The 15,989-nt window shown below is 44.7% G+C and carries 10 protein-coding genes, 6 tRNA genes and 1 rRNA gene; 6 read left to right on the top strand and 11 right to left on the bottom strand.

Annotation, left to right across the window (positions count from 1 at the left end):
- Nucleotide 1: 1 nt before the first annotated feature.
- The 7 genes from L9Q39_RS00660 to L9Q39_RS00630 form a co-directional block, all read right to left on the bottom strand.
- A complete protein-coding gene (locus L9Q39_RS00660) occupies nucleotides 2-1,555 on the bottom strand; it encodes an ABC transporter substrate-binding protein (protein WP_237483239.1) in 1,554 nt (517 codons plus the stop codon).
- 81 nt (nucleotides 1,556-1,636) lie between these two features.
- Entirely contained in the window at nucleotides 1,637-3,355 is a 1,719-nt protein-coding gene (locus L9Q39_RS00655; RefSeq protein ID WP_237483238.1) for a dipeptide ABC transporter ATP-binding protein, read from the bottom strand.
- Nucleotides 3,356-4,023: 668 nt separating this feature from the next.
- Nucleotides 4,024-4,100, bottom strand: a tRNA-Pro gene (locus tag L9Q39_RS00650).
- A gap of 153 nt (nucleotides 4,101-4,253) precedes the next feature.
- A tRNA-His gene (locus L9Q39_RS00645) sits at nucleotides 4,254-4,329 on the bottom strand.
- A 44-nt stretch (nucleotides 4,330-4,373) separates the two neighbouring features.
- Nucleotides 4,374-4,450, bottom strand: a tRNA-Pro gene (locus L9Q39_RS00640).
- A gap of 68 nt (nucleotides 4,451-4,518) precedes the next feature.
- Nucleotides 4,519-4,594 (bottom strand) — tRNA-His (locus tag L9Q39_RS00635).
- A gap of 29 nt (nucleotides 4,595-4,623) precedes the next feature.
- Nucleotides 4,624-4,700 (bottom strand) — tRNA-Arg (locus L9Q39_RS00630).
- A 296-nt stretch (nucleotides 4,701-4,996) separates the two neighbouring features.
- Here L9Q39_RS00630 and L9Q39_RS00625 point away from each other — a divergent pair.
- Nucleotides 4,997-5,410: a c-type cytochrome gene (locus L9Q39_RS00625; RefSeq protein ID WP_237483237.1), complete on the top strand. Its 414-nt coding sequence runs from the start codon at nucleotides 4,997-4,999 to the stop codon at nucleotides 5,408-5,410.
- 104 nt (nucleotides 5,411-5,514) lie between these two features.
- Here the strand turns inward: L9Q39_RS00625 and rep are convergent, their stop codons facing one another.
- Nucleotides 5,515-7,533: a DNA helicase Rep gene (rep, locus tag L9Q39_RS00620; RefSeq protein ID WP_237483236.1), complete on the bottom strand. Its 2,019-nt coding sequence runs from the start codon at nucleotides 7,531-7,533 to the stop codon at nucleotides 5,515-5,517.
- 250 nt (nucleotides 7,534-7,783) lie between these two features.
- Here rep and L9Q39_RS00615 point away from each other — a divergent pair, with 250 nt between their 5' ends.
- From L9Q39_RS00615 to ubiK, 4 genes are all read left to right on the top strand, one after another.
- Entirely contained in the window at nucleotides 7,784-8,365 is a 582-nt protein-coding gene (locus L9Q39_RS00615; RefSeq protein WP_435532795.1) for a TetR/AcrR family transcriptional regulator, read from the top strand.
- Between the two features lie 18 nt (nucleotides 8,366-8,383).
- Nucleotides 8,384-9,490, top strand: a complete 1,107-nt coding sequence (locus L9Q39_RS00610) for an efflux RND transporter periplasmic adaptor subunit (RefSeq protein WP_237483234.1) — start codon at nucleotides 8,384-8,386, stop codon at nucleotides 9,488-9,490.
- An 11-nt stretch (nucleotides 9,491-9,501) separates the two neighbouring features.
- Nucleotides 9,502-12,615 (top strand): multidrug efflux RND transporter permease subunit, encoded by a 3,114-nt coding sequence (locus tag L9Q39_RS00605; RefSeq protein ID WP_237483233.1) that lies wholly within the window; start codon nucleotides 9,502-9,504, stop codon nucleotides 12,613-12,615.
- A 119-nt stretch (nucleotides 12,616-12,734) separates the two neighbouring features.
- Nucleotides 12,735-12,986: a ubiquinone biosynthesis accessory factor UbiK gene (ubiK, locus tag L9Q39_RS00600; RefSeq protein WP_042477776.1), complete on the top strand. Its 252-nt coding sequence runs from the start codon at nucleotides 12,735-12,737 to the stop codon at nucleotides 12,984-12,986.
- A gap of 74 nt (nucleotides 12,987-13,060) precedes the next feature.
- On the opposite strand, the gene ilvC is transcribed toward ubiK, so the two are convergent.
- On the bottom strand, nucleotides 13,061-14,545 hold the full coding sequence (ilvC, locus tag L9Q39_RS00595; protein WP_237483232.1) for a ketol-acid reductoisomerase: 1,485 nt from the start codon (nucleotides 14,543-14,545) through the stop codon (nucleotides 13,061-13,063).
- 143 nt (nucleotides 14,546-14,688) lie between these two features.
- Between ilvC and ilvY the strand changes: the two genes are divergently transcribed.
- On the top strand, nucleotides 14,689-15,579 hold the full coding sequence (gene ilvY, locus L9Q39_RS00590; protein WP_237483231.1) for an HTH-type transcriptional activator IlvY: 891 nt from the start codon (nucleotides 14,689-14,691) through the stop codon (nucleotides 15,577-15,579).
- A gap of 76 nt (nucleotides 15,580-15,655) precedes the next feature.
- Here the strand turns inward: ilvY and L9Q39_RS00585 are convergent.
- A tRNA-Asp gene (locus L9Q39_RS00585) sits at nucleotides 15,656-15,732 on the bottom strand.
- Nucleotides 15,733-15,789: 57 nt separating this feature from the next.
- Nucleotides 15,790-15,905: ribosomal RNA gene (gene rrf, locus L9Q39_RS00580) — 5S ribosomal RNA — on the bottom strand.
- Between the last annotated feature and the right edge of the window lie 84 nt (nucleotides 15,906-15,989).

The raw sequence follows: 15,989 nt of genomic DNA, 5'->3' as shown, positions 1-15,989 counted from the left end.
ATTACTTAACGACTAGATCACCAAAGTATGGGAAGTTCATACCATTGATGATTGGTTTGATCTCTAGAGTAGACTTCGCTGCCCATGATGGATCTTGCCAGTGAAGAGGAACAAATGCCGCTTCGTTGTACAGTGTTGCTTCAACCTGTTTTAGCATCTCGCTACGCTTAACCAGATCGGTTTCGCTGTTAGACGCTTCAACTAGTTTGTCTACTTCTGCGTTTGAGTAGTAACCACAGTTGTATTGACCACGACCCGTGTCAGAGTTACGAGTCATTGTTAGGAACTCAGAGAAGTTTGCTGAATCTTCTGTATCTGGGTGCCAACCAATCATCATCATGTCTGCTGCACACTTATCAAACTCAGGCCAGTATTGCGCTTTAGGCATTGTTTTTAGATCAACCTTGATGCCGATCTTAGATAGCATTGCTGATGCCGCTTGAGCGATCTTGTCATCGTTAACATAACGGTTGTTTGGAGCCATCATTGTTAGCGTGAAGCCGTTCTCGTAACCCGCTTCTTTCATCAGCTCTTTTGCTTTGTTAAGATCGTAGCGAGGTTTTAGGTCTGCATTGTAACCCGCGTAACCTACAGGGCTCTGTTGAGATGCTGGAGTCGCAGCGCCTTTCATGATCTTCTTAGCAATACCTTCGTTGTTGATTGCATAAGTGATCGCCTGACGAACACGAACATCTTTCAGTGCTTCGTTGCTATTTTGGTTCATCTGGAACGTGATAACACGAGTACCCGGCATAGTGTACAGATTGATGTTCTTCGCACTATCTACACGCTTGTAGTCGTTTGGAGAAACAGGCGCAATCATATCCACGTCACCAGAAAGTAGCGCAGCTACACGAGTAGCAGCTTCTTTGATTGGCACTAGAGTCAGGTTATCAACGTTACCTTTAGATTCTTTATCCCAGTAGTCTGCAAAACGCTCAAATTCCATTTTGATGCCTTGCTCGCGAGATTTAACGATAAATGGACCCGTACCTGAAACGTTTGTTGATGCAAATGAGTTACCGTGCTTAACGATCTCACCTTTATCTTTACCGTCTGCAGTTGTGCCAGAGTAGAACTTGCTATCCATTGGGAAGATATAAGTCGCCACGTTCTCGATAAGTGGATAAGTACCGTCTGTTTTAATTTCAAACGTGTAGTCATCAACTTTAGTTAGAGAAACTAGCGGTGCGAAAATACCTTTAAAGTCTGGAGACTCTTTAAGACGAGCAAATGTCCATACTACGTCATCTGAAGTTAGCTCGTTACCTGAGTGGAACTTAACGCCTTTGCGTAGGCTGAAACGCATAGTTTCGTTATCAACACGCTCCCAAGACTCCGCTAGACGAGGCTCAAACTTCATCTCTTGAGTAAAACGAACAAGTGGATCAAACACCATGTGAGACAGCTGAAGAACACCACCGGATAGCTGCTCATGCGGATCAAGTGTTACTGGATCGGCGTCATAAGCAACGGTGATGTCTGCCGCTGCTGCACTAAAGCTTAAGCCTGCAGCCATTAAAGCTACAGTCAATTTACTTTTCATGGATTTCATTTTGCATAACTCCTTCATGCCGGGATCTAGGTCCCTTGTTGTGTTTGCTTCTGTTATCGTATCCCTGATGGGAAGGATGGCTTACGCCATGTTTACTACATCTTCCCTTAAACCAGTAAATTCTGGCATTAAAGAAATCAGTTGTTTGCTGTACTCATGCTGCGGGTCAGTAAATAACTGCTCAGTCGGCGCGACTTCTAATAGCGTGCCCATCTGCATTACACCCACTCGGTCACACATCTGTCTAATAACAGGTAAATCGTGACTGATAAACAGCATGGTAAGATTCAACTCTTGTTGTAGGTCTTTGAGTAGATTCAAGATTTGTGCCTGAACCGATACATCCAGAGCCGATGTTGGTTCATCACAAATCAGTAGTCGTGGTCTTGTTGCCAGTGCGCGCGCAATCGAGATACGTTGACGCTGACCACCAGAAAACTCATGGGGATATTTCACGCCCGCCATTTTGCCCAAACCAACGTGTTCTAGCAGGTCCTCAACAATCCTTTTTGTTTCACTCTCGTTTGCCGTCAGCTTATGAAAACGAATCGGCTCCGCGATAATATCGTAAATTTTCATACGAGGGTTCATCGAGGTATAAGGGTTTTGGAACACCATCTGCATCTGACGACGCATTGGACGGCGCTCTTTTTCTGACTTCAATGCGGTCAGATCAATCCCCTCAAAGGTGACTTTGCCTGAGTTTGGTGCATAGAGACCCGCAATCACACGAGCGATTGTTGATTTACCGGAACCCGACTCACCCACCAAACCAAAGGTTTCGCCTTCGTGAACTTGGAAGCTGACATCATTAGATGCTTGAACGTACTCACGACGACTTTCAAACAATGAATCTTTGGTCACAAAACGTAGATTCACATTTTCAACGTTTAGCAGAGGACCGGTATAAGTACGATGATCTTGGCTTTGACCTAACCAGTGATTTTTGACATCGAGAGGTGCCATTTCTTGCGCTTCTTCGATATAACTCACCAACGGGAATCGGTCTAGCTTCATATCAGAGCGAGGAACGGCAGAAATTAAGCTACGTGTATACGGATGATCAGGTTCACCCAACACTTTTGCCGTTGGACCAAACTCAACCAAGTCACCACGATACATTACCGCCACACGGTCAGTAACATTGGAGACAACTCCCATATCGTGCGTTACCAGCATACAACCCACGTTATTCTTAACGCACAATTCGCGAATCAATCCTAGAATCTGATCTTGAATTGAAACATCCAGTGCCGTGGTCGGTTCATCAGCGATAATAAGATCAGGTTCACCCGCAAGGGCGATCGCAATAACCACACGCTGACGCATGCCACCAGAAAATTGATGAGGATACTGTTTGAGACGGTTCTCAGGTTGTGGGATGCCCACTTGATTCATAAGATGAAGAGCACGCTCATAAGCTTGCTCATCACTGACCTTCATATTGGCATGAATGGTCTCTTTCAACTGCTGTTCAACAGTAAAAAGAGGGTTAAGAGAGGTCATCGGATCTTGAAAGATAAAACCGATTTTTGAGCCACGCACTTTACGCATCGCTTCTGGCGATAACCCAGAGATTTTCTCACCATCAAGAAAGACTTCACCAGCCGCAATTGTGCCCGGAGGTGACAGTAAATCACTGACGCCGTTGCCGACAGTCGACTTGCCCGCCCCTGATTCACCCACAACACCAACGATTTCACCGCGCTCAATGCTGAACGACAAGCTCTTTACCGCAGCGTGCACACCGTGGCGAGATGGGTATTCGATACGAAGATTTTTGACTTCTAATAATGACATTACCAGACCTCTACTGCTCCGGCAGCTTCCTGCCCTGTCTGAAAAATTGAATCCATTCATAGTCAGAGTATTATGCTGACTATTTGCAAGTGCATCAATTTGGCAAAGATCTTACAAAAAAGCAACAAGAATAGGATAAAAACTGGCAAAAAAGATAATAAAAAGCAGTTTCAACGAATATGTATGCATAAACACAAAATTAATCGTTATCAAAAACTGTGCAAAGTTCATTCAAAATAATTTAAAGCACGCGAAAAACCCAGCAACAAAAAACCAACAATCGCGATATCGCCAAAATATTCAACTTTTTAGTTTGGAATAATTATTCACAGATTGAAATTAACAGAATTGAAATATATCCATATAATTAAAATCAATTTCAAATTATTAACCTACATAAATACAAAAATAGCAAAATTAAAAGCCAAAATAGACCAGTCAATCAACATAAAAACCCAGATAGATTCGATATCGCGATAGCAACATTATTCACCTTGACCGATTTAATAAAATATCGTGTTCGCAAGGTAAAAATCGCTGATAAAAGTAGATATAAGGACAAGACAATTTCAATGGCATGTCTGTCTTGAATAGAGAAATAGTGAGCAGGAAAGAATAGAGAAGCCCGATACGAAAAAAGCCTCGTCCTAAGACGAGGCTTTCAATAGTGGTCGGTGAAGAGGGATTCGAACCCCCGACCCTCTGGTCCCAAACCAGATGCGCTACCAAGCTGCGCTATTCACCGAAATTCTGTTTTTTACTAGGAGTGCATCGTAAGAGGGTCGCCTCTGGTCCCGCTATTCCTAACATCGGGATGCGCTACCAAGCTGCGCTATTCACCGACGATGTTTTATTACGAATATTTTCGTAAAAGGAAGTAACTTACTACCAAAATAAATGGGGTGGCTAACGAGATTCGAACTCGCGACCACCGGAATCACAATCCAGGGCTCTACCAACTGAGCTATAGCCACCACAAATTTTGTTTTGTTACCGTTCACAACGATAACTGAAATAGTGGTCGGTGAAGAGGGATTCGAACCCCCGACCCTCTGGTCCCAAACCAGATGCGCTACCAAGCTGCGCTATTCACCGACAATGTTCTTTTCAGAACGCTTTCGTTTCGATTAAATCAAAACAGGAAACCGAAGTCACCGAAATAATGGGGTGGCTAACGAGATTCGAACTCGCGACCACCGGAATCACAATCCAGGGCTCTACCAACTGAGCTATAGCCACCATTATATTTTGCCAATATTTTATCCGGATGGCGCGCCCGAAAGGATTCGAACCTTCGACCTTTGGCTCCGGAGGCCAACGCTCTATCCAGCTGAGCTACGGGCGCATGCCCTATCGGCGGAGTGGAATAATACGTATATCACACTAGGTCGTAAAGTGTTTTTTCAACTTTTTTTATTGATTGTTGTCTTTTTCAACACTCAAAGCGCCAAATCCACAAAGTTTAGTTGTGATTCATGCCCAGTCGCACAAAACTTGTTGTTTATTGCAACAACTTAACAGGATATAATCACGCAACATTTACATTGATTTAACAGTTGTTGAATCAACAAGCAGAATAAAATCGTACAAATCAAATGCAAGCACAGACTTGCTACCTTGTTGGATAGTAAAGTGAGTTTAATGGATATGTCTCGTCGAACATTAGCTGCTCTATTTGCAGTATTAACGTTTTCAAGCGCTTCAATCGCTGCTGATTTAAGCCAAAAAGAATATGATGCCATCGCTGAACGCATTAAACCCGTCGGGAACGTCTACCTAACTGGTAGCGAGCCTGTGGTTGAAGAGCCTAGCGGTCCTCGTGATGGTGCCACGGTTTACAACACCTTTTGTACCGCCTGTCACTCAACCGGCATTAGTGGAGCACCAAAAACTGGTGATGCGGCGGCTTGGGCTCCGCGTATTGCAAAAGGTAAAGATGTTCTAACCGATCACGCCATCAACGGTTTTAATGCAATGCCAGCGAAAGGCTCTTGTATGGACTGTTCTGATGATGAGATCGTCGCTGCGATTGAGCATATGATCGCCGACCTGTAATTCTAAGTCTTACCTTAGCAACCATAAAAGGGCAGATACGTCTGCCCTTGCTGTCACCTGTGATCAAGTATCTATTGATCAAACGTCTACTTTTTATCAAGCATTTATTTTTTGTTAAACATAGCGCGGATATTCGCAATATGCGCCTGACCTTTCTCCATCCGCTCTTCTTGCGAAACTGGCTTTTTCACCATCTCCCACTCAACATCTTCATGAGGCAGCTCATCCAGAAAGCGACTCTGTTGTGGCTTAATGAGTTCGCCGTACTGACGCCTCTCTTTGCACATAGTAAAGGTCAACTCTTTCTGCGCACGAGTGATGCCTACGTACATTAAACGACGTTCTTCTTCTACATTATCTTCATCAATACTTGTTTGATGGGGCAATATGCCCTCTTCCGTCCCCATTAAATACACATACGGAAACTCCAAGCCTTTAGAGGCATGCAGTGTCATCAATTGAACTGCATCACTATCATCATTCTCTTCACCGCGCTCCATCATGTCTCGCAGTGTTAGGCGCTGAACCACCTCTTTTAGCGTTTTCTCTTCCTTGTCATAGTTGTCGCCCTCTAAATCAGCAACAATCCATGAATAGAGATCAGAGACATTTTTCATGCGCATCTCTGCAGCTTTGCCACTCGATGACGTCTCGTACAACCAGTCCTCGTAGTTAATATCTCGAACCAGAGCGCGCACCGCGTCTACGGTGTTACCCCGCTCTGCATTATCAGCAATCGCAACAATCCACTGCGTGAAACGTCTCAGGTTCTCCAAGCCACGTCCTGACAAGTGCTGCTCCAAGCCTAACTCAAAGCTCGCTTCAAATAAGCTCTTGCCGCGCATATTGGCGTAGGTGCCTAACTTCTCAAGTGTGACAGGACCAATCTCACGTCGTGGAGTATTAACGATACGTAAAAAAGCATTGTCATCGTCTGGATTCACCAAAACCCGCAAGTAAGCCATGATGTCTTTGATCTCCGCTCTAGCGAAAAATGAGGTACCACCAGAGATCTTGTAAGGGACTCGGTTTTGCATCAGAGCCTTCTCGATTAACCTCGATTGGTGGTTGCCTCTATATAACACCGCATAATCACGATATTGCGTGCCGTTGACGAAACGATGCGCAATCAATTCCCCCGTGATTCGCTCAGCTTCATGATCTTCGTCTTTGGCACGCAGCACTTTTAACTTCTCACCATCAGGCAGTTCAGAGAACAGCGATTTTTCAAAGACATGAGGGTTGTTGGCGATGAGAATATTAGCGGCTCTCAAGATACGAGAAGTAGAGCGGTAGTTCTGCTCTAGCTTAACCACCTTAAGCGCTGGAAAGTCTTGATTAAGCAGCACCAAGTTTTGAGGTTTTGCGCCACGCCATGAGTAGATTGATTGATCGTCATCACCGACGACGGTAAAGCGTGAACGCTCACCGACCAGCAGTTTCACCAATTCATATTGGCTAGTGTTAGTGTCTTGGTACTCATCCACTAACAGGTATTGAATGCGCTTTTGCCAACGCTGGCGAACTTCTTGGTCCGTTTTCAGCAGTAATACCGGTAACGCAATCAGATCATCAAAGTCTAATGCGTTGTAAGCTTTCATCTGCCCCTGATACATTTCATAACAAAAAGCAAACAGCTGCTCTTGCTCAGAACGGGCGATCCCCTTTACTTGTTGCGGGGACAGCATGTCATTCTTCCAATTAGAAATACTCGACAGCAACATGCGCAGCAAGTCTTTATCACCGTCGATCTGTTTCTCTGTTAGCTCTTTGAGTAATGCCATCTGATCTTGGTCATCAAACAGAGAAAAGCCGGCTTTCAATCCTAACGCTTTATACTCTCTGCGAATGATATTGAGCCCAAGAGTATGAAAGGTCGATACCATCAAACCCTTCGATTCCCCTTTGCTTAACGTCTGGCCCACACGCTCTTTCATCTCGCGTGCCGCTTTGTTGGTAAAGGTTACGGCGGCTATATTTCTCGCTTTGTAACCACAGCTTTGCACCAAATAGGCTATCTTATTAGTGATTACTCTGGTTTTACCTGAACCGGCTCCCGCGAGTACTAAACAGGGACCAGAGACAAATTTAACTGCGGAATCTTGCTGTGGATTTAGCTTCATCAGATGCTCATTCGTGACTTTAATGACGGAGGTAATGTAACGGGCACATAATAGACTGACGCGACAGACATTGCTATTTCACAATGGCTATTTCACATAAACATTTTTATTGATAAGCAGCAAAGCAGAGGCGACGCCCTACAGAATTTAGTCTGTTAAGACAAAATTAAAGTATAAAAATATGTTGCGTAGTCTCACCATGTATCGATTATAATGAATGAACGTTCATTCATTATTGAGTAATTAATTAGTGACAACAATGAACACGACGGATAAACGATTACAAATACTTGAAGCCACTAAAAAAACGGTGGCTTCTGTTGGTATTCAAGGTGTGTCAATGCAGAAACTCGCTCAAGAAGCGGGGGTGGCTACAGGGACTATTTATCGTTACTTCAATGACAAAGATCATCTACTAGAAGAGCTTCGCTATTACGTAATGTCGCAAATGGCAGACGCTATTCAAAAAAACGTAGATACGAAACAGCCATTGAAACAGCAATATAGGACGATGTGGTTGAACATTTGGTGTATTGCCGCCTCTAACATTGATTCATTGAAAGCTCGAGTGCAGTACGACTCGATCCCACTGCAAGACAACCAAAAAGCACGGCAGCATGAGCGAAAAATGTTCGCAATGGTGGATGGTTTGTTTACAGAGGGGAAAAAACAAGGGGTCTTCAAAGATCTCGATAACGAAATTTTGTCTGGATTAAGTTTGGAAGTGAGTGTTTCACTGGCTCGAAAACATATTCTAGGTATTTATCAGCTGGAAGATAACGCTCTTGAGGCCGCTATCGAAGCCAGTTGGGATGCTATTATAAAACACTAAATTGGAGTTCTAATCAGAATGAAAAAGTGGACATTTTTTATGTTACTTATTGCAATACTACTGTTTGGTAGTGTGATAGGTTTCAATCTCTTCAAACAACAGAAGATTGCCGAGTATATGGCTAATCGACCTGAACCTGAATTCCCTGTGACAGTCACCACTGTGGACGCTGTGGATTGGGTGCCGGTTATTGAAGCCATCGGTTTTGTTGAACCAAACCAGGGCATTACGCTTAGCTCTGAAACAAGCGGTATTATCGACAAAATCTCTTTCAATTCTGGCTCAAACGTTGAAGCAGAACAACTTCTCGTGTCTCTAGACTCCGATGTAGAAAAAGCCAACCTAAAGAGTGCCGAAGCGAGACTGCCCGCAGCAAAAGCTAAGTATTTAAGATACCAAGGTCTTTTCAAGAAAGGGTCTATCTCTAAAGAAGCCTATGATGAAGCAGAAGCGAGCTACTTCTCTCTAGCGGCGGATATTGAGAGTCTGAAAGCTTCTATCTCTCGTCGTGAAATCAAAGCGCCATTTGCTGGTGTTGTGGGTATTCGTAACGTGTTCCTAGGTCAATACCTACAACCAAGCGACGCCATCGTGCGACTAGAAGACACGAGCGTGATGAAACTGCGTTTCACCGTGCCACAAAACGACTACTCAAAGATCTCCATTGGTCAAGCCGTCGATATTTTTGTCGATGCATACCCAGAGCAAACTTTCAAAGGTTCAATTAGTGCTATTGAACCTGCCGTGAGTGTGCAAAGTGGTCTTGTTCAAGTTCAAGCCGATATTCCTAACAACGATGGCAAGCTGCGTAGTGGCATGTTCGCACGTGCTAACATCATCCTGCCCAAGTTAGAAAATCAGGTTACGCTGCCGCAAACCGCGATTACCTTCACTCTATACGGTGACAATGTTTACATCGTTGAGGAAGCGGACGGTGTTAAGCGAGTGAAACAACAAGTGGTTACTGTCGGTGAGCGTACTGCTGACATCGCACACATCCTTGAGGGTGTCAAAGCAGGTGATATGGTGGTTACTTCTGGTCAAGTACGACTGAGTAACGATGTAAAAGTGAAAGTAGTGGAAAGTGATGCAACTGTCCCACCTGCTGAAACACCGATGCTGTAGATGGAGGCAAAATGCGTTTTACTGATATTTTCATAAAACGTCCTGTTCTTGCGATATCCATTAGCTTTTTGATTGCACTGCTTGGTCTACAAGCTGTCTTCAAAATGCAGGTACGTGAATATCCAGAGATGACGAACACCGTTGTCACAGTAACCACTAGCTACTACGGTGCTAGTGCAGACCTGATACAGGGCTTTATTACCCAACCACTGGAACAAGCAGTGGCACAGGCAGATAACATCGATTATATGACTTCCCAGTCAGTGCTTGGTCAATCCACCATCACTGTTAATATGAAGTTGAATACCGATCCTAACGCTGCACTCTCTGATATTTTGGCGAAAACCAACTCGGTTCGTTCTCAACTTCCAAGTGAAGCGGAAGATCCAACAGTAACCATGTCAACCGGTTCGACAACCGCGGTTCTGTATATTGGTTTTACCAGTGATGTGTTGAACTCTAGCCAAATTACTGACTATCTTGATCGCGTAATTAACCCTCAGTTATTTACCGTTAACGGTGTGTCTAAGGTTGATATGTACGGTGGTGTGAAATACGCACTTCGTGTCTGGCTCGACCCACTGAAAATGGCGGCACTGAAACTCACCGCGACTGATATTATGAGCGTGTTGAACGCCAACAACTATCAATCGGCAACCGGTCAGGCAACTGGCGAATTCGTTCTATATAACGGCAGTGCTGCTACTCAGGTCACTAACACGACTGAACTAAGCAATCTCGTCGTCAAAGAGAACGATGGTGAAGTCATTCGCCTTGGTGACATCGCTAAAGTGACACTCGCGAAAAGCCACGACGTATATCGTGCCAGTGCTAACGGTCAAGAAGCCGTGGTTGCCGCTATCAACGCAGCGCCAAGTGCTAACCCAATTAACATCGCCGCTGATGTGCTAGCACTTCTTCCTCAATTAGAGAAGAACTTGCCAAGCACCATCAAAATGAACGTGATGTATGACTCAACGGTAGCGATTAATGAGTCAATTCAAGAAGTTATTAAAACCATTCTGGAAGCGGCATTAATCGTACTTATCGTGATCACCCTGTTCTTGGGTTCATTCCGCGCCGTACTGATCCCTATCGTTACCATCCCACTGTCGCTAATTGGTGTAGCAATGGTGATGCAAGCGATTGGGTTTTCTTGGAACTTAATGACACTACTTGCCATGGTATTAGCCATTGGTCTGGTAGTAGATGATGCGATCGTTGTACTAGAAAACGTCGACCGCCATATCAAACTGGGGGAATCACCGTTCCGTGCCGCGATTATTGGTACCCGAGAAATTGCGGTTCCCGTTATCGCAATGACGTTAACGCTGGGTGCAGTATATGCGCCAATCGCGTTAATGGGCGGTATTACCGGATCGCTATTTAAAGAGTTCGCATTAACTCTAGCAGGTGCGGTATTTGTTTCTGGTATCGTGGCATTAACACTATCTCCTATGATGTGTTCTAAGCTATTGAAAGCGAATGAAACCCCAAGCCGATTCGAGCAAAAAGTACACCATATCCTTGATGGTATGACTAACCGTTATGAACGTATGCTAGGCGCTGTAATGCAGCACCGCCCTGTTATCATTGCGTTTGCGGTTATCGTATTTGCAACCCTACCTTTGTTGTTCAAGTTTATTCCAAGTGAACTTGCACCGTCAGAGGATAAAGGGGTAGTCATGTTGATGGGCACGGGTCCTTCCAATGCCAACCTTGATTATCTGCAAAACACCATGAATGACGTAAACAAAATCCTGTCTGATCAACCGGAAGTTGCCTTTGCTCAGGTGTTTACTGGTGTGCCAAACTCGAACCAAGCCTTCGGTATCGCGTCAATGGTTCCATGGAGTCAACGTGAAAGCAGTCAGGCGGAAGTAGCAAATCGCGTTGGTGCCCTTGTTTCAGAGGTTCCAGGAATGTCGGTGACTGCGTTCCAAATGCCAGAACTTCCAGGAGCCGGTTCTGGTCTACCAATTCAGTTTGTTATTACCACGCCAAACAGCTTCGAAAGCTTGTTTACTATTGCGACTGATATTTGGTCTGATGTACAGAAAAATGCGCAATTTGTCTATTCAACGCTGGATCTAAACTACGACTCAGCAACGATGAAAATCGATATCGACAAAGATATGGCGGGTGCGTATGGCGTAACTATGCAAGATATTGGTATCACGCTAGGTACCATGATGGCGGATGGTTATGTAAACCGTATCGACCTAAATGGTCGTTCTTACGAAGTGATTCCTCAAGTTGAGCGTAAGTATCGCTTAAACCCTGAGTCAATGAACACCTACTTCGTACGCTCTTCCAATGGTCAAGCGATCCCATTAGGTAGTTTAATCACCATTGATGTTGTGGCTGAGCCAAGATCTCTGCCTCACTTCAACCAGTTAAACTCTGCCACTGTTGGCGCAGTGCCTTCTCCTGGGGTTGCTATGGGTGATGCGATTGCTTGGTTCGAGCAAACCGCAAGCAACAAACTGCCGAGCGGCTACAACCATGACTACATGGGTGAAGCTCGTCAGTACGTGACTGAAGGTAGCGCATTATACGCCACGTTCGGTTTAGCACTGGCTATCATCTTCTTAGTTCTGGCGATTCAGTTTGAGTCGGTCAAAGACCCATTTGTTATCATGGTTTCGGTACCTCTTGCTATCTGTGGTGCGCTTATCGCGTTAGCATGGGGCGCAGCTTCGATGAACATCTACTCTCAAGTTGGTTTGATTACCCTCGTAGGTCTGATCACCAAGCACGGTATTCTTATCTGTGAGGTAGCAAAAGAAGAACAACTTCACCATAACAAAGACCGGATGGCAGCGGTAATGGAAGCGGCAAAAGTTCGTCTACGTCCGATTTTGATGACCACTGCGGCAATGATTGCTGGTCTGGTTCCACTGATGTATGCCACGGGCGCAGGTGCAGCTCAACGTTTCAGTATCGGTATCGTCATCGTTGCCGGTCTCGCGATTGGTACTCTGTTTACTCTGTTTGTACTGCCGGTTATCTATACCTACCTAGCAGAACGACACAAGCCTCTTCCGGTGTTTGTTGAAGATAAAGACCTGGAAAAGATCGCTCGTGTTGACGCAGCATCGGCAGCGTGCAAGGAACACCGCTAACCACATAGCGTGATACGATTAAGAAAAGGCCACATTGTGGCCTTTTTTATTAGTCAAAATAACGACATTCGACAACGGATTACATAGAATAAGAGATAACACTTAAGGAGTTATTAGATATGTTTGATCCAAAAAAACTTGAACAGATAGCGAAACAAATTCATGACTCGATGCCTCAACCAGTCAAAGAACTGGGCGCAGATGTTGATCAAAAAGTACGACAAGTCATTCAAGGTCAGCTCAATAAACTGGATGTGGTGAGCAGAGAGGAGTTTGATGTTCAGACTCAAGTACTATTGCGCACGCGTCAAAAACTGACAGAGATGGAACAAAAACTGGCTGAGTTAGAGCAGAAGCTAGCGGATAAATAATCCCGTCAGCAGAACAAAAAAATAACGGCTTGCCGATTGGCAAGCCGTTATTCGTTTTAGCTTATGACTCGCGATTAACCGCCTACAGCGATACGCTTCATATCCGTCATATAACCGCGTAACTCTTCACCGATATACTCAACAGGGTGGTTACGAATCGTTTCGTTAACAGCGATAAGTGTCGCGTTATCTACTTGGTTTGACGTTTCACCGAGACCCTTACCGATAACATCTGTCGCGACTGATGGCATAAACTTCTCACGTAGTAGTGGTGTTGCCACGTTTGCAAACAGGTAGTTACCATATTCAGCGGTATCCGAGATAACCACGTTCATCTCATAGAGGCGCTTACGTGCGATTGTGTTTGCAATCAATGGCAGCTCATGCAGTGACTCGTAGTATGCTGATTCATCAATAATGCCCGATGCTGTCATTGCTTCAAATGCAAGTTCAACCCCTGCACGCACCATCGCCACCATTAGAATACCGTTGTCGAAGTACTCTTGTTCAGAGATTTCAATGCTTGACTCTGGGTAGTTTTCAAAAGCTGTTTCACCAGTTTCTGCACGCCAGCCTAATAGGTTAACATCGTCATTCGCCCAGTCAGCCATCATAGTGCTAGAGAAGTGACCTGTGATAATGTCATCCATATGCTTGTTGTAAAGTGGACGCATTAGCTCTTTAAGCTCTTCAGAAAGCTCAAACGCTTTCACTTTAGCTGGGTTTGATAGACGGTCCATCATATGAGTGATACCACCAAACTTCAGTGCTTCTGTGATCGTTTCCCAACCATACTGAAGCAGTTTACCGGCATAACCTGGTTCGATACCGTCAGCAATCATCTTTTCATAACAAACAATTGAACCCGCTTGCAGCATACCGCAAAGAATGGTCTGTTCGCCCATTAAGTCAGACTTAACCTCAGCAACAAATGAAGACTCTAGGCAACCAGCGCGGTGACCACCTGTTGCCGCTGCCCATGCTTTAGCGATATCCCAACCTTCACCTTTAGGGTCGTTCTCTGGGTGAACCGCAACCAGTGTTGGTACACCAAAGCCACGCTTATACTCTTCGCGAACTTCAGTACCTGGACATTTAGGAGCAACCATCACTACTGTCAAGTCAGAGCGAATTTGCATACCTTCTTCAACCACATTGAAGCCGTGTGAATAACCCAGTGCTGCGCCTTGTTTCATTAAAGGCATTACCGTTTCAACAACGTTAGTATGCTGCTTGTCTGGAGTTAGGTTAACCACAAGATCAGCTTGAGGGATAAGGTTCTCATAGCTACCAACCTCAAAACCGTTGTCTTTAGCGTTTTTAAATGACTGACGTTGCTCGTCGATTGCCGCTTGACGAAGTGCATAAGCTACATCAAGACCAGAGTCACGCATATTTAGACCTTGGTTAAGACCTTGAGCTCCACAGCCAACGATGACGACTTTCTTGCCTTTTAGGTAATCTGCTTCTTGAGCAAATTCTTCACGATCCATAAAACGACAACGACCTAGTTGGTCCAATTGCTCACGCAAGTTAAGTGTATTGAAATAGTTAGCCATAGCGGCAGCTCCTGTGAAAATATCCATATTGGTGATGGTGTACATCGAATAAATTCATACTAAAACACTCTTTTAATTGCTTAAAGTGATATATTCACAATCAGTTATTGCGCAAAACGCAACATCAATCAAAATTAGTGATTATGAATATAAAAAGCCTACAAGCCTTTGTTCACCTTTGTGACAGCAAAAGCTTCAATAAAACTGCGACAGCCATGCATATCAGTCCATCAGCGCTCAGTCGTCAGATCCAAAAACTCGAACAGGACATCGCACAAAATCTATTCCTAAGGGATAACCGCTCAGTAGAACTTACCCCAGCGGGAAAAAAGCTACTGCCCATTGCAATGAAGATCATTACGGAATGGCAGCAGTTTCAATCAGAAAGTAAACTCGGCGAGCAAGAGCTGAAAGGTAAATTGCGCCTATTCTGTTCGGTGACAGCAAGCTACAGTCACCTTCCTGAACTCTTGGCGGAGTTTCGTTTGCTTCACCCTTATATCGAGCTTGAACTCTCAACAGGCGATCCCGCTCAATCAATAGATAAAATAATGCAAGATGAGACCGACATCGCTATCTCTGCGTTACCAGAGGTATTACCGGCACGACTCGAGTTCGAAACTATCAGTGAAATCCCTTTGTCCGTCATCGCTCCATCAGGTAGCAGCAGTTTTGGTGTTGAACTGAGCAAACAGCCTATCAATTGGAATAAAGTCCCTTTTATCGTACCTGAAGCAGGTACAGCACGAGAGAGGGCCAACGCGTGGTTTAAGAAGATGCGTATTAAACCTAACATTTACGCACAGGTTTCCGGTCATGAAGCCATCGTCAGTATGGTTGCTTTAGGCTGTGGGATTGGGATTGCGCCCGAAGTGGTTATTGTGAACAGTCCAGTAAGAGACAAGATCGAACGCCTTAAACTGGAACCTATCAGACCATTCAAGCTTGGTGTGTGTTGCAAACGGTCTAATTTAGATAACCCTCTGATCACCGCCTTTTGGAAGGTGGCTCAAAAGATCTATATTCAGCCTTAACGACTTGCCGTTGTTAATTATTTTCAACAAACACGAAAAAGCCCTAGCATTGCTGCTAGGGCTTTATCTAAATAAGTGGCGGAGTGGACGGGACTCGAACCCGCGACCCCCGGCGTGACAGGCCGGTATTCTAACCAACTGAACTACCACTCCGCAGTGGTACTATCTAAAGTCTGACCAAAAAAGGGCTTTAAATAGACAATGTTTAAAGCCTGGCGATGACCTACTCTCACATGGGGAAGCCCCACACTACCATCGGCGCTGTTTCGTTTCACTTCTGAGTTCGGAATGGAGTCAGGTGGGTCCAAAACGCTATGGTCGCCAAGCAAATTCTTGCTTACTTTCAGCTTTAAAAAAGCTAAAGGTAAAAATCTGGAAAGCTGATTAAGTTCTCACACATTCAATCTGTT

Origin of the sequence: Vibrio hippocampi (assembly GCF_921292975.1) — a bacterium.
Classification (GTDB): Bacteria; Pseudomonadota; Gammaproteobacteria; order Enterobacterales; family Vibrionaceae; genus Vibrio; species Vibrio hippocampi.
This window is presented reverse-complemented; position numbering and strand designations above follow the sequence as displayed.